Annotated in this window: 16 protein-coding genes and 2 pseudogenes; 4 read left to right on the plus strand and 14 right to left on the minus strand. The window is 60.2% G+C overall.

The window, feature by feature from the left end; all coding sequences use genetic code 11:
- Window positions 1-138 precede the first annotated feature (138 nt).
- On the plus strand, window positions 139-342 hold the full coding sequence (locus NKI96_RS31400; protein WP_155921622.1) for a hypothetical protein: 204 nt from the start codon (window positions 139-141) through the stop codon (window positions 340-342).
- A 173-nt stretch (window positions 343-515) separates the two neighbouring features.
- Here NKI96_RS31400 and NKI96_RS31405 read toward each other — a convergent pair whose 3' ends face one another.
- The 10 genes from NKI96_RS31405 to NKI96_RS31450 form a co-directional block, all read right to left on the minus strand.
- Window positions 516-701, minus strand: coding sequence for a hypothetical protein (locus tag NKI96_RS31405; protein WP_023681021.1), 186 nt, complete (start codon window positions 699-701; stop codon window positions 516-518).
- A 637-nt stretch (window positions 702-1338) separates the two neighbouring features.
- Window positions 1339-1530: a hypothetical protein gene (locus NKI96_RS31410; RefSeq protein WP_023670878.1), complete on the minus strand. Its 192-nt coding sequence runs from the start codon at window positions 1528-1530 to the stop codon at window positions 1339-1341.
- An 819-nt stretch (window positions 1531-2349) separates the two neighbouring features.
- Window positions 2350-2682 (minus strand): hypothetical protein, encoded by a 333-nt coding sequence (locus NKI96_RS31415; RefSeq protein WP_023716370.1) that lies wholly within the window; start codon window positions 2680-2682, stop codon window positions 2350-2352.
- Between the two features lie 62 nt (window positions 2683-2744).
- Window positions 2745-3821 carry an ABC transporter substrate-binding protein gene (locus NKI96_RS31420; RefSeq protein ID WP_502896676.1) on the minus strand — a complete coding sequence of 359 codons (1077 nt, stop codon included), beginning with the start codon at window positions 3819-3821 and terminating at the stop codon, window positions 2745-2747.
- 104 nt (window positions 3822-3925) lie between these two features.
- Window positions 3926-4861 (minus strand): SMP-30/gluconolactonase/LRE family protein, encoded by a 936-nt coding sequence (locus NKI96_RS31425; RefSeq protein ID WP_352807672.1) that lies wholly within the window; start codon window positions 4859-4861, stop codon window positions 3926-3928.
- 28 nt (window positions 4862-4889) lie between these two features.
- Window positions 4890-5945, minus strand: a complete 1056-nt coding sequence (locus NKI96_RS31430; protein ID WP_352807674.1) for an ABC transporter permease — start codon at window positions 5943-5945, stop codon at window positions 4890-4892.
- A 20-nt stretch (window positions 5946-5965) separates the two neighbouring features.
- On the minus strand, window positions 5966-7462 hold the full coding sequence (locus tag NKI96_RS31435) for a sugar ABC transporter ATP-binding protein (RefSeq protein ID WP_023716366.1): 1497 nt from the start codon (window positions 7460-7462) through the stop codon (window positions 5966-5968).
- Window positions 7463-7547: 85 nt separating this feature from the next.
- On the minus strand, window positions 7548-8432 hold the full coding sequence (locus NKI96_RS31440; protein ID WP_023731657.1) for an NAD(P)-dependent oxidoreductase: 885 nt from the start codon (window positions 8430-8432) through the stop codon (window positions 7548-7550).
- The gene (locus NKI96_RS31445) at window positions 8429-9007 is read right to left on the minus strand and encodes a gluconokinase (RefSeq protein ID WP_023716364.1); all 579 of its coding nucleotides are present in this window, start codon (window positions 9005-9007) and stop codon (window positions 8429-8431) included. Before NKI96_RS31445 ends, NKI96_RS31440 begins: the two co-directional genes overlap by 4 nt.
- Complete coding sequence (locus NKI96_RS31450) at window positions 8976-9713, minus strand: SDR family oxidoreductase (protein ID WP_031198706.1); 738 nt, start codon at window positions 9711-9713, stop codon at window positions 8976-8978. The genes NKI96_RS31445 and NKI96_RS31450 overlap by 32 nt, the downstream gene beginning before the upstream one ends.
- A gap of 169 nt (window positions 9714-9882) precedes the next feature.
- Between NKI96_RS31450 and NKI96_RS31455 the strand changes: the two genes are divergently transcribed.
- Window positions 9883-10803, plus strand: a complete 921-nt coding sequence (locus NKI96_RS31455) for a 2-hydroxyacid dehydrogenase (RefSeq protein ID WP_031198705.1) — start codon at window positions 9883-9885, stop codon at window positions 10801-10803.
- Between the two features lie 14 nt (window positions 10804-10817).
- Entirely contained in the window at window positions 10818-11849 is a 1032-nt protein-coding gene (locus NKI96_RS31460) for an L-idonate 5-dehydrogenase (RefSeq protein WP_023716361.1), read from the plus strand.
- 40 nt (window positions 11850-11889) lie between these two features.
- Here the strand turns inward: NKI96_RS31460 and NKI96_RS31465 are convergent.
- The 4 genes and pseudogenes from NKI96_RS31465 to NKI96_RS31480 form a co-directional block, all read right to left on the minus strand.
- Window positions 11890-12297: pseudogene (locus NKI96_RS31465) on the minus strand (GlcG/HbpS family heme-binding protein).
- Window positions 12298-12335: 38 nt separating this feature from the next.
- The gene (locus NKI96_RS31470; protein WP_050589318.1) at window positions 12336-13376 is read right to left on the minus strand and encodes a LacI family DNA-binding transcriptional regulator; all 1041 of its coding nucleotides are present in this window, start codon (window positions 13374-13376) and stop codon (window positions 12336-12338) included.
- 367 nt (window positions 13377-13743) lie between these two features.
- A complete protein-coding gene (locus tag NKI96_RS31475) occupies window positions 13744-14922 on the minus strand; it encodes a lysozyme inhibitor LprI family protein (protein ID WP_156933481.1) in 1179 nt (392 codons plus the stop codon).
- Between the two features lie 93 nt (window positions 14923-15015).
- Window positions 15016-15426: a helix-turn-helix domain-containing protein gene (locus NKI96_RS31480; protein WP_198020081.1), complete on the minus strand. Its 411-nt coding sequence runs from the start codon at window positions 15424-15426 to the stop codon at window positions 15016-15018.
- A gap of 62 nt (window positions 15427-15488) precedes the next feature.
- On the opposite strand from NKI96_RS31480, the pseudogene NKI96_RS31485 reads away from it, so the two are divergent.
- Window positions 15489-15795 (plus strand): annotated as a pseudogene (locus NKI96_RS31485) (phage terminase large subunit); the annotation flags it as partial.

Here is a 15795-nt window from a genome sequence, read left to right on the forward strand (position 1 = left end):
CATCTGCCAAGGACCCACGTTCGGGGTTTGAGCACGGAGGTGCCGGCCGATCTCGAAGCGCAAGTTTCACGGGCAACTGTTGGGGAGTGTCGTAGTGCCGATTTCAAACGATATGGGGGACGAGTACCTGGAACTGGAATGTCCAAACTGTTCTCATGTCATCATAAAAAAGGGATCGTGGTTGAAGGTGATATCCAACTTCAACTGCACCCAATGCCATGCAAAAATCAGAATTGGTTATATGACCAAGCTCGCGCTTTTCGAGAAAAAAAGGCAAAGCATGAACCCGGCTGCGCAGTGAGCGTCCTGGCGGCCCGACAGTCGTTTGGGGTGGTGCGTTGAACCGTCGGGCCTGACCGGCCCGATGGCGGGGGAGCCAGGCCGGCTGGGTGAATCGTATACATTAGATCGTGCTTATCAAGCCCAAATACGCGGCGCGACATCGCCTGGTGACGCAACGGTGAACCCCGCGCCCGTATACGCGCTAGCAGGAACGTCGGCGGTCAACATGCCGCTCATTCGTAGAGAGTGCGAACAGCTTCATCAAACAGCTCCACCTCGGCTTCAACCTTTTCAGCCGCTTTATCGACCTTGTCGAAACGCTTCAGCATTCGATTGTGGAGCATGGACAAGCGTGCCGCATGGTAGACCACGCTGCGCTTGTAACCTTCAGAGTCGAGTGGTTCGAACAACATTGTCATGGCAGAAATCCTCAATGTTTTTCGTCCTGCAATCCTTCCCTAGTAAACCGCCAGTCAACTCTTTCGTTCCGCTGGTGATGCGAAGGCGCCCGAATGAATAACTCGTTGCGCTGTCTCCAGACTGCACGAGCGTGCTTCGTCTGTCAGAGGTTGGCCCCAAGGCTTGCGCTTGCCTCGCCTGTTCGGCTCATGCTGCGTCAGTCACGACATCGACGGCCAGCTTCAGTTCAATCGCTTTGGGCGTGAGTTGAATACCGGCGCTGCCAAGAATTGCCGAATGATCATCCTGCTGTGGTGGGACCGCCGAACCCGTCAGGAGCGACGAACCGAGCCGGCTTGGATAGTCGCCCCGCCGCAAGGACGCGAGCGATCGAAGATCACGTCGGCAGGTGCTCTGCCCTCTCTGGGAAGCCGGCGCCGCGCGCACTTACCGAAAAAACCCAAACAGAATAAGAGCGAGAAAGGCAAACAGCAGCGCTGCAGCCGCTAGCAACACACCTTTGTTGGAGCCGCGCCGAGGTTGAGGGTCAGGCACGAGTTTTTTCCGGTTTGGGAGTTCATTCATTGGACATTAATTTGCGGCTGCAAATTAGGTTCCGCTCATGCTTGAATGCCTACAATGCCGCCCCACAGCGCCCTACAGGCGCACGACCTTCGCTAGCCCTAGGCGTATCCGCTGGCCTTCTGCAAAGGACAACGCGAACGATTCCTGATTGAATGACCTGGCAATTTCCTGATCTTTCTCAACCACGCGGACGAACCATTCGCCGCAGGTTTCTGTCACTTCGACGCAAGGCACGGCCTTGCGGAATGGAACCACGTTATCCATCACAGCCGACCTACGAGCAATGGCAACATCGGTCTTATAAGGCCACCGAATTCGGGATTTCAATAAAAAAGTCGGTACGTGATCATGTAATTTACGGGATCAAGTAATTAGTGAGCAGCGGATCGCATTTGAAGTCCGCTAAGATCACCTATGTGCTCACCGAAGCATTGGGGCTCGGCCGACACGGTGATTTTGAACGCCTACGGCAATTCCTTCTCGGAGAGGTCGCTGACCGGCATGATGGCGCACCGAACCAAGATGGCGGGCATGGGGCCCGGCTGCACGCTGCATGGACTTCGGAAGACGCTGGGGAAGTACCTGGCCAAGGAGGGGCGCGACCTCGAAACAATCGGCAGGCATTCTCGGCCACGACGACCTGGACCACGTAGAGCTTTACAGCAAGGACGGAGCAGGAGCGGCTCGCCATGGATGGCATGGCGAAGCTTCTGAAGCGGTTTGTCTAACCGACTGTCTAACCGACTGTCTAACCAGGTTGTCTACCCTCGACGCAAAGCCTTGTGCACCAAGGCGACTGGTGGTGCTGGCAGTCATTGGCGAACCAGTCTCTGTCTGATTTTCCCTGTTAGGCGCCGAAAAACAGCGAATTTCGGCGATTTTCCGCGCTCAAGGCGAATTTGCGCCGGAATCTCGGCGCAGATTCAATGCCTTAGTAAGGGATTCCCTGCGCGGGCTAACAGCGAAATGATCGTGGCCCAACAGGGAAATCCAAACAGAACGGCGCTTCAACCTTGAACGTTCTGGCGAATGTAGATGCCGGGGGCGTTTGCGAGATCTGGCAGAGACGTCGCCGTGCTCGATCTAGCCGGTTGGATACTCATTTGCCTCGAAGACATGATGATGAACGCGCCCAGTGAACATCTTCAGCAATTCCCCCGTCACGTCGCGGCTTTGAAATCTCACATCCGACTGAAGCGCCCGGTTGCAGGTGTCCATGTCGGGATAGCGAATGGCGAGAGCCATTGCGTAGACGGGAGCACCCTCGTCACGCGCGGTACCATCCAGGACGCGAACCTCTTGCGCCCCGGGAAATTGCGTCCACAGCGGCACCAGCTTCTCCTTGACAAAGTGCCGGAATTCGTTCTCACGCCCGGCATGGATTTCACCTTCGAAGAGGGCGTAGCGGATGATCATGTTGAAGTTCCTGATTGTCTGCATGGATGAGGGCGCATCGGTGATGCGCCCTCCTCGGTGGCCTATTTGCCCCAGATTTTCTTGTACTGATCGCGGTAGCCATTCTCCGGGTCGAAGGCGTTCTTCGGGCCGCCGTCGAACTCGACATTGTCGGCCGTCACCACATGCAGCGGCGACAGATAGCCCGACCATTTTTCACCGGCGATGGCGCGGTTCAGCTCGTCAACCAATTGCCAGCCCTGCAAGTTGAGCGGTTCGGCGACCGTGACCTTCTGGAACTGCCCGGCGCGGATGCGCTGATAGGCAGATTCCGAACCGTCGCCGGCGGCTACATTGATCGGCGCGTCGGTGCCGGCCTTGCCGGCAGCGGCAAGCGATGGTCCCATGAAGTCGAAATAGAGGTCGTTAATCGCCAGCGAATGCGTCCAGGCATCGCCGTATTTCTGCAAGAGCGAGGTGGTCAGCTGCGGCATGCGCTGCGAGGTCTCGGCGATCGGGGTGTCGACATATTCGAGCACCTTGCCGCCGAGCCGCTCGATTTCGGCCTTCATCTTGTCGGCCTTGGCGATGGCTATGGCGTAGGTCGAATCGGTGAAGATGACGACGCCGGGTTTGCCCTTGGCGTCGGCATAGGCCCAGTCGGCCGCAGCCGTCGAGACCTGCATGGCGTCGGTCGAGACGTTGGCGAACACGCCGCTCTTTTCGTCGGGTCCGATCACCGGTCCGGCATGCCAGGAAACCAGCGGGATTCCGGCGGCCTTCGCCTGTTCCAGCGCCGGCGCCTGCTCAATGGCGTCGAAACCGTTGATGACGATGCCATTCGGCTTCAGAGCCATCGCCTGGCCGAAGGCGGCGGTGCGGCCACCGATCGAGCCGGCGCCGTCGATCACCTTGACCTCCCAGCCAATCGCCTTGGCGGCTTCCTCGACGCCGGTGGTGACGCCCAGAATGCCGCCATTCTTGAGGTCGCCGGCGAGCACGACGATCGTCTTGCCCGGCTGGGCCTTCGGACCGGTGGTCGGGCCGTCCCAGGCGGTGACCTTCTGGGCATATTTTTCGACCACCGCCATGGCGTCGGCCATCGCGTCCGCCCGTGCCTGGCCGGCGAACAGGACCGGAGCAGCGATTGTGATGGCCATCAAGGCGATGGATGATTTTAGAAATGTTCTGCGTTGCATGTTGGTACCTCCCTTGGTTTCAAAAAAATTGTCTGGTCTTCCGGAACTCGATTTCGGGCGCCAAGTCACTGGCTGATTTGCCCAGCCACCGGGCCCAAACCGGCTGGATGCGCGTTGACATAGATGGAATAAAGCGACGTCTGGGCGGTGATGTAGAGCCGGTTGCGCTTCGGACCGCCGAAGCACAAATTGGAGACGATTTCGGGAACCAGGATGCGCCCGATCAGCGTCCCGTCCGGCGCGTAGACGCGAACCGCATCGGCACTGGAGGCCCAGATGTTGCCATCGCGATCGACGCGGAAGCCGTCGAAAAATCCTGCCTCGCATTCGGCGAGCGTGCCGTGCGACCGCAGCGAGCGTCCGTCCGCGGCGACATCATAGGTCTTGATCGCCCGCGGCAGGCCCTGAACATGGCTTGCGCCAGTATCCGACACGTAGAGGATGGTCTCGTCGGGCGAAAAGGCCAGCCCGTTCGGCTGCACCAGATCAGTGATGACGACACCCACCTCGCAGGTTGCTTCGTTGAACCGGTAGACATGGGACCCGCCGATCTCTGGTCGGGCAATCATGCCTTCATAGTGGCTGTCGATGCCGTACACGGGGTCGGTGAACCAGATCGTCCCATCGGATTTGACCACCACGTCATTCGGTGAATTGAACCGCTTGCCGTCGATGACTTCGACAAGCGACTGCCATCGCCCATCATGCTCAAGCCGGGAGATGCGTCGACCGCGATGCTCGCAAGCGACGACGCGGCCTTCACGATCGAGCGTATGGCCGTTCTGATTGTTGCAATGGGTTTCGAAGACACTGACCGAGCCGTCGCTTTCGTCGTAGCGCAGCAACCGGTCGTTCGGGATATCCGACCACAGCAAATGCCTTGCCGCCGGAACATAGACCGGTCCTTCCGCCCAGCGGCTCCCGGTCCACAGCCGTTCGAGCTTGGCATGCCCGATCGTCAGCTTTCGGAACCGGTCGTCCAGAATCTCGTAGTCGCTCATTCCACTATTCCCGGATGGGTTCGGCTGGTCACTTCGAGGGCTGCGTTGCGGTCTTGGTCCTGGCCCTGTTCGCCGCGCCGCGCTTGCGTTGGGCGTAACCGGCAATGCCGATGGCGACGAGCAGCGTCACGCCGTTGAACAGCGGTTCGACGAAGAACGAGCCACCGAACTGCTGGATGCCGGAAATGCCGACCGCCAGGATGACAACGCCGGTCATCGTGCCCCAGACATTGACGCGTCCGGGCTTGATGGTGGTCGAACCGAGAAAGGCGCCGACGAGCGCCGGCAGCAGATATTCCAGCCCGACGCTGGCCTGGCCGATGCGCAGCTTAGAGGCGAGCAGCACGCCTGTCAGCGCCGTCAGGAAGCCCGACGAGATGAAGGCACCGATGACGAAGCGGCGCACCGGAATGCCGTTCAGAGCCGCAGCCTTCGGGTTGGCGCCGATGGCATAGACGTAGCGGCCGATCGGCAGATATTCGAGGATGATCCAGAGTGCTGCGGCGATCGCCAGCACATAAAGGCCGGTGATAGGCAGCCCGAATACCATCGTGCCATTGAGGGCGTAAAAGCCGTTGGGCAGCACGCCGACCACTTGCCGGCCGCCGGTGTGCCAGAGCGCCAGCGCATAGAGCACGGTGCCGGTGCCGAGCGTGGCGATGAAAGAGTCGATGCGGGCAACTTCGACCAGTAGTCCGTTGAGGAAGCCGGTCGCAGCGCCGAGAAGCAGCACGACGATCACCGCCAGCGGCCACGGAACGCCGAACATGGTCTGCAGGCTGATGGCGAGAATGTGCCACAGCACGATGCCGTAGCCAACGGTGAGGTCGATGCGGCCAGAAGCCATCGGGATCATCGCCGCCAGCGACAGCAGCGCGATGATTGCTTTGTCGGAGATGATCGAGCGCAAATTGAGCAGGGTTGGAAAGGTGTTTGGCAGCAGGATCGAAAACAAAAGGATCAGCAGCGCCGTCAGGATCACCAGCCCGTAGACCGGCAGCAGCCGGATGATTTTCTGCCCCAACGACAAGCCTGCCATTTCGCCACGGGTCGGTTCGAGTGCGCTGGATTCGATCGATTGCATGAGGTTCGCTCCCAGAAAGATCAGGCGGCTTCCGAAGCCGATGCCGCGGTGATCACGGCGGATGTGGTCAGGTCGTTGCTGGTGAGTTCGCGCACGATCTGTCCGCGTGAAAACACCAGGGCGCGGTGGCAGATATGGGCGATCTCCTCGAAATCGGTCGACACCACGACGACGGCGAGGCCGGCTTCAAGTGCGCGGCCGATCAGCCGGTAGATCTCGGCCTTGGCGCCGACGTCGACGCCGGCGGTCGGGTCTTCGGCGATCAGCAACTTTCGGTCGGTGTGCAGCCAGCGGCCGACAATCACCTTCTGCTGGTTGCCGCCGGACAGTGCTTCGATCGGCAGGTTAGGATCGTTGGGGCGAAGCCCGACCGTCCCGCCGATCTCACGCGCCAGCGCCGCCTCCTTGTAGGGCGCCAAAAACGAGAACAGGCCACGCTTACCGGCGCCGGGATTGAGAAAACTGTTTTCGCGGATCGACAAGGAGGCTGCTATCGATTCCTCGGTCCGGTCGCGTGCGATGAGGCCGACGCCGGCCGACATTGCCGCGATCGGGCTCGACAGGTCGGGCACAACGCCATTGATCGTCACCGAGCCGGAGAAAACCTGACACCCGAACAACGTCCGACCAACCAGTTCCTGCCCGGCGCCGCGAAGGCCGACCAGACCGAGCAGCTCACCCTTGCGCACGTCGAAAGAGACAGGACCGGCACCGGCGCAGACCAGGTCACGGACCGTGCACACCGTTTCGCCGGCCTGCGTCTGAGCCTTGCTGAAAACCTGGTTGACCGGGCGACCAACGATCATCTCGACAAGTTCGTCCGGGCTGGTATCGGCGACTCTCTTCTGGCCGACCAGCCTGCCGTCGCGCAGCACGGCGACCCGGTCGGCGATGCGGAAGATCTCGTCGAGCCGATGCGAAACGTAGATCATACCGACACCGCGTTGCTTGAGCGGGCGGATGGCGTCGAACAGCCGCTCGACTTCGTCAGCGGGAAGACTGGCTGTCGGCTCGTCGAGCACCAGCACATCGGCCTCGGTGGCCAGGGCGCGGGCGATGGCAACCAGCGACTTTTCGGTGCGCGTCAGATCCTGAACGCGTGTCGTCGGATCGAAATCACATCCGACCAGCTTGAGCGCCTCACGCGCTCTCGCCTCGGTCGATCGCCAGTCGATGAGCCCCGAGCGGAGCGAAAAGCCTTGGGCCAAGCCGACATTCTCGCCGACCGTCATCCATTCGATGAGACCGAGATCCTGATGGATGAAGGCGACGGGCTGGCGGTGGTTCGGCTGCGGAGGACGATGGTGATAGGGCTCGCCGCGAAACAGGATGCTGCCGCCGTCCGGCCGGTGGATGCCGGCGAGCGTCTTGATCAGTGTCGACTTGCCGGCGCCGTTCTCGCCAAGCAGCGCCAGGATCTCGCCCTTGTGCAGATCGAGCGACACGTCGGAGATCGCGCGGGTGCCGCCGAACTCCTTGGTAATCGACTTGAACTCGATCAGTTTTTCCTCGGTCACAATGCGTTCCTCCCAAGATCGCCCCAATGATGTTATCGATAACATTTCTAAGCGTCAAGCGACGACGAAAATTCAGGCCAGCCAATCAACTGGTCTTGCCGTCGAGCAGAAGCATCATCTCAGCCGAATCCCTTGGCCCCAGCCCTGCGGCGCAAAGCAGACGGTGGATCTCCACCACCTGCCCGGTCATCGGCATCGGCGTCTTGGTTTTCAGCGCGAAGGCCTGCAGCGAATCCAGATCCTTCAGCATATTATCGATGCGGCCGGTCGGCGAAAAATCGCGGGCAGCGAATTTTGCCATGAACTCCTGCATAATGCTGGAGTCGGCCCGCCCGCCCTTGAGTGCCGCGGGGATTGCCTTCGCATCGACGCCGCCGGCCTCAGCAAGCTTGACCGCTTCGGCGACGGCCTGAAACAGCACCGCGCAGAAGAGCTGGTTGATCAGCTTGGTCGTCTGGCCTGCCCCGCTCGGTCCCATCAAGGTGTAGTTGGCGCAGAGATGCTGCATCACCGTGCGCGCGTGTTCGAAGTCTGCCGCCTCACCGCCCGCCATAACGGTCAGCCGGCCGGCCAGCGCGCCGGGAACGCCGCCCGAAAGCGGGCAGTCGAGCCATCTCATGCCGGTCTCGGCAGACAGCTTCCCGGCCATCTGCGCGGTGTCGACAGGATCGATCGAAGACATGTCGATCAGCAGCTTTTCCGACGACGCCGCAGCCGCCACACCACCATCGCCAAACACCACCGAACGCACGATATTGGCATGGTTGAGACTGAGGATGACGAAGCTGCTCTCCCGCGTTGCTTCGGCAACCGACACGGCCGCAGCCGCACCCTTTGCAGTCAGCGCTGCAACCTTGACCTTGTCCAGATCGAACACCGTCACGGCTAGCCCAGTCTCGATCAGGCGGGTGGCGATCGCCGACCCCATGATGCCGGCGCCGACAACGGCGACTTTTGTTGGTTGCGTCATTTCAACGTGCCTTTTTCCTTGATCCCGGCAGGGTCGACCCCAAGTGCACCCAGGCCCTGCAACACTCTATCGGCAATCGTGTCGACAGGCGCGTCGATGTCCACTGTGACCACCAGCGGCTCGTCGCCTGGATGCTCCAGGGTGGCGAACTGGCTGTCGAGCAGCGCCGGTGGAAAGAAGTGGCCGCGGCGCGCGGCTAGCCTGGCTTGCAGCAGCGAATGCGACCCCTCCAGGAATACGAAAACCAGCGACTCGCCCGCCGCATCGCGAAGCCTATCGCGATAGGGTTTCTTCAACGCGGAACAGCTGACGACTAGCCCGCGACCCTCCTCACGAGCCTGGCGCAAGGCTGCGCCGACCAGATCCAGCCAAGGCAATCGATCGCAGTCTGCAAGCGGTATGCCCGCCGACATCTTTTCGACATTGCTGCGCGGATGCAGCGTATCGCCTTCAACGAAGGCAAGGCCAAGCCGCGCGGCGATCTCGACGCCAACTTTGGTCTTGCCGCAGCCGCTGACACCCATCACGACGATGAGCGCGGGTTCAAAGGCAGGTCGTGATGCCACCGTCGACATAGAGCGTGTGTCCATTGACAAAGGATGAGGCCGGTCCCGACAGAAAGATCGCCGCGCCGACCAATTCGCCGACATCGCCCCAACGACCCGCCGGTGTGCGGTTGGTCAGCCACGCCGAAAATTCGGGATTGTCGACCAGCGCCTGGTTGAGCGGCGTCTTGAAGTAACCCGGCGCGATGGAATTGATCTGCAAGCCATGCTTCGCCCAATCGGCACACATGCCGCGCGTCAGGTTGCGCACAGCGCCTTTCGTGGCCGTATAGGGCGCGATGTTCGTCCGTGCCAGTTCGCTTTGCACCGAGGCGATGTTGATGATCTTGCCGCGCCGCCGCAGGATCATGTGCCGCGCCACCGCTTGTCCCACGAAGAACACGCTGGAGATGTTGGTGCGCAAGAGTTCCTCCCATTTGTCAGCGGGGAAATCCTCGAGCGGCATTCGGAACTGCATGCCGGCATTGTTGATAAGGATATCGATGGCGCCGATAGTCGCCTCGATCTCCGCGACGCCGTTCGCCACCGCTGCATGATCAGTGACGTCGAAGACGGCGCTATGGGCCTTATGTCCCTTCGCTGTCAGTGCATCCGCAGCCGTTTTCATTTTTTCGGCGCTGCGTCCGTTGAGCACGATTTCGGCGCCGTGCTGCGCCAACCCCTCGGCCAGCGCCAGGCCGATCCCTTGCCCCGAGCCGGTGACCAGCGCCCGCATGCCGGTCAAATCGAACAACGAACTGCCCAAACGCTCCTCCTGAGCAATGTTTCCTGGAGCGGCCACGATTTCCAACGCACCTGCCGCCAGTCCCTATTGACATGAATGTTATCGATAACATAGTCAATTGGAAAAATGCACAGGAGATGACGCCGTGACCGACATTTTGATGACAGGTCCCTATCCGGATTGGGACATGGGAGATCTTGAAGCGAAATATCGCGTCCATAAACTTTGGCAGTCCGAGGACAAGGACGCGCTGCTCTCAAGCCACGCCGGCGCGATCCGCGCCATAGCTACGCGCGGCGAGCTTGGCGCAAGTGCTGCGCTGATGGCGAAGCTGCCGCAGCTTGAAATCGTTTCCTGCTACGGCGTAGGCACCGACGCCATCGACCTTGCCTATGCCAAGGCGAATGGCATTCGTGTCACCAATACACCTGATGTCCTAACCGAGGACGTAGCCGATATCGGCATCGGGCTGCTGCTCGCCGTGGCGCGAAAAATCCCGCAGGCCGACGCCTACGTGCGCGATGGAAGCTGGCGCAAGGGCAATATGGGGCTGGTCACGCGTGTCTGTGGAAAAAGGCTGGGCATTGTCGGCATGGGCCGCGTCGGTGCGGCGGTGGCGAAGCGCGCCGCTGCATTCGACTGCACGATTTCTTATTTCGACAACCGCAAGCGCGACGATCTTCCTTATACGTTCGTCAGCGATCTGCTCGAACTGGCGAGCGATAGCGAATTTCTGATCGTAACGCTCGCCGGCGGCGAAAGCACGAAACACATGATTAATGCGTCGATGCTGGCAGCGCTCGGAGCAGACGGTATTGTCATAAACATTTCGCGCGGCAGCACGATCGACGAGATTGCGTTGCTCGCGGCCCTGGAATCCAGTGCCATAAAGGGTGCCGGGCTCGACGTGTTCTGGAACGAGCCAACCATCGACGAGCGCTTCCTGAAGCTTGCCAACGTCGTGCTGCAACCGCACCACGCCAGCGGCACGGTGGAGACCCGCAAGGCCATGGGTCAGCTCGTTCGCGACAATCTCGCGGCCCATTTCGGCGGACAGGCCTTGCTGACACCGGTCGTCTGAGAAAGGATCCCATCATGAAGTCGATCGTCATCCATGCGGCAAAAGACCTGCGGGTCGAGGAGACCGATCCGGGCTCCCCTGGCGACGGACAGGTCGAGATCGCAGTCGAAGCCGGCGGCATCTGCGGCTCGGACCTGCACTACTACAATCATGGCGGCTTCGGCGCGATCCGCCTGCGCGAACCGATGATCCTCGGCCACGAAGTCGCTGGCACGGTGAAAGCCGTGGGCAGCGGCGTTTCCGCGTTTGCCATTGGTGACCGCGTCGCGATCTCGCCCAGCCGTCCCTGCAATACCTGCCGCTACTGTCTGCAAGGCATGCAGAACCAGTGCCTCAACATGCGCTTCTATGGCAGTGCCATGCCGATGCCGCATATACAGGGCGCGTTCCGCCAGCGCCTTGTCGCCGAGGCGTGGCAGTGCCACAAAATCGCCGACCATATCTCCATCAACGAGGCCGCTTTCGCCGAGCCTTTTGCGGTTACGCTGCATGCCATGAACCGCGCCGGCTCGCTGCTCGGCAAGCGGGTTCTGGTCACCGGCAGCGGGCCGATCGGCGCGCTTTGCATCCTTGCCGCACGCGTCCACGGCGCGCGCGAGATCGTCGTCACCGATGTCATAGACGCCGTGCTGGCCAAGGCCCTGGAGATCGGCGCCGACCGTACGATCAATGTCGCGACCAATGGCGAAAAGCTCGCCGCTTACAATGTCGACAAGGGCAGTTTCGATGTGATGCTCGAGGCCTCCGGCAACGAGCGCGCTGTGCGTGCAGGGCTCGATGTGATCAAGCCGCGCGGCGTGCTCATACAGCTCGGTCTCGGCGGCGATCTGTCGATCCCGCAGAACCTCATCGTCGCCAAAGAGATCGAGATGCGCGGCACTTTTCGTTTCCACGACGAGTTCGCCCTAGCGGTCGACCTGATCAATCACCGCCGGGTGGATGTCAAACCACTGCTGACCGGCATCTATCCTCTCGACGAGGCTGTCGCGGCTTTCGACATCGCCGGTGACCGAAACAAATCCATGAAGGTTCAGATCGCGTTCTGAAGATCCTTCGGTTGCGCTGGAGGCGCATCGGCACATCGCCTTAAATCACGTCGGCGCCAATCGCCGCCAGCGCGGCGCGTGCCACATCGAATCCTGATCGCCGGTTCCCGAACCGACGCCGATGCCGCCCGCAGAAGCGGATCGGCAAGCCCCCGGGCAAATTGGTCACGCCGCCCTGCGAAGTGATACCGGCTGAGAGCGCCGCTTCGAACGCCATGCCGCCGGTAGCGGCGTTTATTGACGCTGCGGTGCGCGCCTTCGCCTGCGCCGTACGCATGCTGAGGAACCGCGCGCCATCCATGCGCAGGCTGGCGAGGACTTCGCCGCTCGCATCGACGACCACGAGACATTGCGGCACGCCCATCGTGACGGCGCGCGCTGCTCCGGCTGCAACGGCCTTCAAAGCACCGTGATGCGTGAGGGTGATGGTCTCGCGAAACATCGCTATTGGGCTGCCCTTCGCTGCGTTTGAATCGATGCAGGAACTCAGGTGCTTTCGCGCTCGACGACGCGATAGCCGGTGAGCACGATTTCTTGGCCGTGTCGTTTCTCGTCGCCTCGGATCACCTGGATCAATCTGCGAGCGGCCTGTTGCCCGATCCCGTAGCAGTCGACATTCACGGTGGTGATGCCGGGATGGCAAAAGGCGGCTACCTCGTAGTCGCCGAAGCCGGCAATTGCGATATCCTGCGGGATCCGCATGCCCCGGCGCTTGCATTCCATCAGTGCGCCGAAGGCCGAAAGGTCCGAAACGCAGAGTACGGCTTGCGTGTCCGGCCAACGCTCCAGCATGCTGACGACGGCCTGGCCGCCCTGCTCGATGGATATCGGCGGCACGCCAAAGGAAACGAGGCGCCCGGTCGGCAGGCCGAGCTCCTCAATGGCTCTGACAAAGCCTTCGCGCCGCTGGCTGCCGCGCGTGTCGCGCGAGGTCGTGCCACCGATGTAACAGAATTTTCGGTAACCCTTCCTGGCGAGCGTCTTGACGAGAAGCCCCATCGCCTCCTCGTTGGAGAACCCAACCACTTGATCGATCGGCTTTACCGGCAACTCCCAGGTTTCGACTACTGGAATTCCGGCGTTTTTCAAAAGGCGGCGGGCGCGATCCGTGTGAGCGCCGCCGGTTAGGATAATGCCTTCCGGCCGCCGACGGAGCATCGCTTCGATCAACCGTTCTTCCTTCTCAGCCGTGTAGTCGGTGTAGCCGAGCAGAAGTTGCAGCCCCGTGCTTTCAAGCTCGTCGGTAATGCCGCGAGCGGTATCAGCGAAGTTGGAATTGTTGATCGACGGGACGATAGCCGCAACGAACCCTGTCTTGCGCGAGGACAGGCTGCCGGCTGACTGGTCAAGCACATAACCAAGGTCGTTGACCGCGACCATGATTTTTTCCCGTGTCGCCTTGGAAACCCGGCTGCCCTCTTTCAGTGCGCGTGAAACGGTCATGGTGGACACACCTGCCCGCAGGGCCACGTCAACCATAGTTGGCGCATGGTTATTGCCGGACGTTGAGGACACTGCCTTGGCCATCAAGCCACTCCGGCGGTTGCTCGCGCCGCGAACGTTTCACGCTTCGCGAAACGGCTTACCTGGTCTCTATTCGCCTTCATGAACCACCTCCGGAACCCGATACCAAGAACATGTTATCGATATCATGAGGGACTGGCAATAACTGGAGACCCGGGTGAGGCGCGGCGGTGTCAATATTGGCTTTCGGCTGCTGTTGGGTGTGTCTGTAAGCACGATGAGCGTTTCGGGCCATCCCAAATCGCCCTTCCAGCTGCGGTCAAAGAATCTCTGTCTTTAGATTGAAGAGATTCGAGCATCCAGTTGTGATAGGTGTAGGAACGAGCGTTTTACGACCGAGGCAGGCGAACGCCACTTGGGCCTTTGAACCTCACTGCCCATTCACCGGCACCGATACGTCGATATCCTTCATCAGCTGGAATCGGTCGTCGTAGGAGCGATTGAGACAGGCTCTGCTCCCACCGCACGCATTCCGGTGCTGTAGCCATTCGCGTTGGTTGGCTAGCAGGGATTTGCGAACGTTCACATTGTTGAAGCCCCGAATATATCGGTAGATTGCATTCATTGCCCGGTCCTTGGCCCACAAGTGGTCGTCAGAGCACACCGCGTTCTCAGTTGCCGTCATCGCTTTCGAGCAATCGAAACTTGGGCTGCCAATACCGGTTGGCTGCTGGTGGTCTGCCATGAACGCAACGGTTTCCAAGCAGACGAAGAGAGCTCCTCGGCTCTTTAGTGCCGACTTCACCTCGTCGAGCATCGGCGTCCATAAGCCTATCCAGTTCTCCTTACCGGCAATGCGATTCCCTTCATCAAAGGCTTCCCTGACAGCCCGATCGATAACGTCCTTGTCTGGTTGGAAAAACTCCGCGCAGCGTGACTGCAAGAGCGTGTAGGACACGAACCGATCGGCAAAGACGTCCGCAGTCGGCGCGTCACTCGGGGTGCTCAGTTGCCCGCTGTCCTGTTCAAAAACATCAATGCCGAGAGCTCTCGCACTTTCCGAGGAAAGGAGCCGCACCTCGGTTGGCCCAGCAATCGTGAAGAAGCGAATAGCTTCGATACGAAGTCCAAGATGGGTCAGATACGATCCGACCTCGGCGTTCGCGACCCCGCTCTCTTTGTACTGGCCGTTCTCTTCCGTATAGGCCGCATGGAATCCGATCTTCGAGGTGGGCGACATATAGCGGCGAACACCAGCGACCCAAATCAAACCACATGCCGAGTAGCATTCTCCATCTGCACCCACCGATGTCACATAGCTGCTGAGACGGATTCTGGCCCCAATTTGGAGCGCTTCCTCTATCAAGCCTCCGGGGCTTTGGAGGAGAACGAGGACACGCCCGCGGTTCAGCGTAAGATCGTAAAAGCGATCAGCATCGCCCTGAACGATCTCGCCCGAAACGCCAATGATATCGACTGTGCCATTGGAGTCGATAAGTTGAATATCCGCCGCCGCTGCGCGCCCCGAGATCAGCGCAAACGCCAACCACGCGCTGAAGAATGCCCATCGCATAAGAAACGGAGAACCCCCTGCTGCCCAAAATTCCATGTAGCAAATCGAACGGCCGGATCAAGCGCCACTAAAGGCGTTGTCGATCAAATCTGAAGCCTGGCATAACAGATCGAGCTGTTCGCTCAATCACTAGCCCAATTGCCTCAGCGCCTTCACCTGCTCCACCGCAACTTTGACAAGTCGCGGTGCCAATTGGCGTGCGGTTTCGAGGAGTTCGGCCTCCAGTTCCGCCCGCTCGCGCGAAATTGTGCGTCTCTTTTCCAAACCTTCGAAGAAATCCGTCAGCGGTACGTTGAGCACGCGAGCAAGCTCTGCAAGCGTCTCGATGTTGGGAAGTTGTTTGCCGCGCTCAATGTTCGAGATGCTCTCTGGCGTGCGGCCAACGCGGTCAGCCATAACCTCCTGACTGAAGTTGGCGCCGCGCCGCGCAGCTTGATCTCGGGCGCCTATAGTCCGCTTTAAAGAGTCGCTCATACTCGAAACGTGACTTCGGTATTTCGAATTGACAACGAAGTCAGCTTCAGCATTGGTCGTCGCCATGAAGTCTACTTCGTATCTCTTGAAAAACATGAACAGTGACGTAAGGGCGGCACCAATCAGAAATGAGCGCCTTGCTTCTATCCCCCGCTGCGGTCGCGTTCCCGGCATGGATTCTTGGCCGCGATCCGTCGAAGAAAATGATCTGCGTCTCTTATGCTCAACCTCTTGCGGTCAAGCACGCCAACGACTTTCGAACAGTCGTCAACACCGCCTGGTACCGGTCGATGTTCCCGACCTTCAAGGTTAGCCCGCGCAAGAACACTGAAAATGAACTGCAGACCACGCTCGGCGGTGGACGCCTGGCGACCTCGACCGGTGGTCAGCTAACCGGCCGGGGTGGCGACATCATCATTATCGATGACCCCTTGA

Origin of the sequence: Mesorhizobium sp. M0292, assembly GCF_040321695.1 — a bacterium.
Taxonomy (GTDB): domain Bacteria; phylum Pseudomonadota; class Alphaproteobacteria; order Rhizobiales; family Rhizobiaceae; genus Mesorhizobium.

What these genes read in the sequence shown, in the direction of transcription:
- NKI96_RS31445 (WP_023716364.1), bottom strand. Translation starts at nt 9,007, where the DNA reads ATGTCGACGGTGGCATCACGACCTGCCTTTGAACCCGCGCTCATCGTC.
- NKI96_RS31405 (WP_023681021.1), bottom strand. Translation starts at nt 701, where the DNA reads ATGACAATGTTGTTCGAACCACTCGACTCTGAAGGTTACAAGCGCAGC.
- NKI96_RS31425 (WP_352807672.1), bottom strand. Translation starts at nt 4,861, where the DNA reads ATGAGCGACTACGAGATTCTGGACGACCGGTTCCGAAAGCTGACGATC.
- NKI96_RS31470 (WP_050589318.1), bottom strand. Translation starts at nt 13,376, where the DNA reads ATGGCCAAGGCAGTGTCCTCAACGTCCGGCAATAACCATGCGCCAACT.
- NKI96_RS31450 (WP_031198706.1), bottom strand. Translation starts at nt 9,713, where the DNA reads ATGCGGGCGCTGGTCACCGGCTCGGGGCAAGGGATCGGCCTGGCGCTG.
- NKI96_RS31420 (WP_502896676.1), bottom strand. Translation starts at nt 3,821, where the DNA reads ATGGCCATCACAATCGCTGCTCCGGTCCTGTTCGCCGGCCAGGCACGG.
- NKI96_RS31400 (WP_155921622.1), top strand. Translation starts at nt 139, where the DNA reads ATGTCCAAACTGTTCTCATGTCATCATAAAAAAGGGATCGTGGTTGAA.
- NKI96_RS31415 (WP_023716370.1), bottom strand. Translation starts at nt 2,682, where the DNA reads ATGATCATCCGCTACGCCCTCTTCGAAGGTGAAATCCATGCCGGGCGT.
- NKI96_RS31480 (WP_198020081.1), bottom strand. Translation starts at nt 15,426, where the DNA reads ATGGCGACGACCAATGCTGAAGCTGACTTCGTTGTCAATTCGAAATAC.
- NKI96_RS31440 (WP_023731657.1), bottom strand. Translation starts at nt 8,432, where the DNA reads ATGACGCAACCAACAAAAGTCGCCGTTGTCGGCGCCGGCATCATGGGG.
- NKI96_RS31410 (WP_023670878.1), bottom strand. Translation starts at nt 1,530, where the DNA reads ATGGATAACGTGGTTCCATTCCGCAAGGCCGTGCCTTGCGTCGAAGTG.
- NKI96_RS31430 (WP_352807674.1), bottom strand. Translation starts at nt 5,945, where the DNA reads ATGCAATCGATCGAATCCAGCGCACTCGAACCGACCCGTGGCGAAATG.
- NKI96_RS31475 (WP_156933481.1), bottom strand. Translation starts at nt 14,922, where the DNA reads ATGGAATTTTGGGCAGCAGGGGGTTCTCCGTTTCTTATGCGATGGGCA.
- NKI96_RS31460 (WP_023716361.1), top strand. Translation starts at nt 10,818, where the DNA reads ATGAAGTCGATCGTCATCCATGCGGCAAAAGACCTGCGGGTCGAGGAG.
- NKI96_RS31455 (WP_031198705.1), top strand. Translation starts at nt 9,883, where the DNA reads ATGACAGGTCCCTATCCGGATTGGGACATGGGAGATCTTGAAGCGAAA.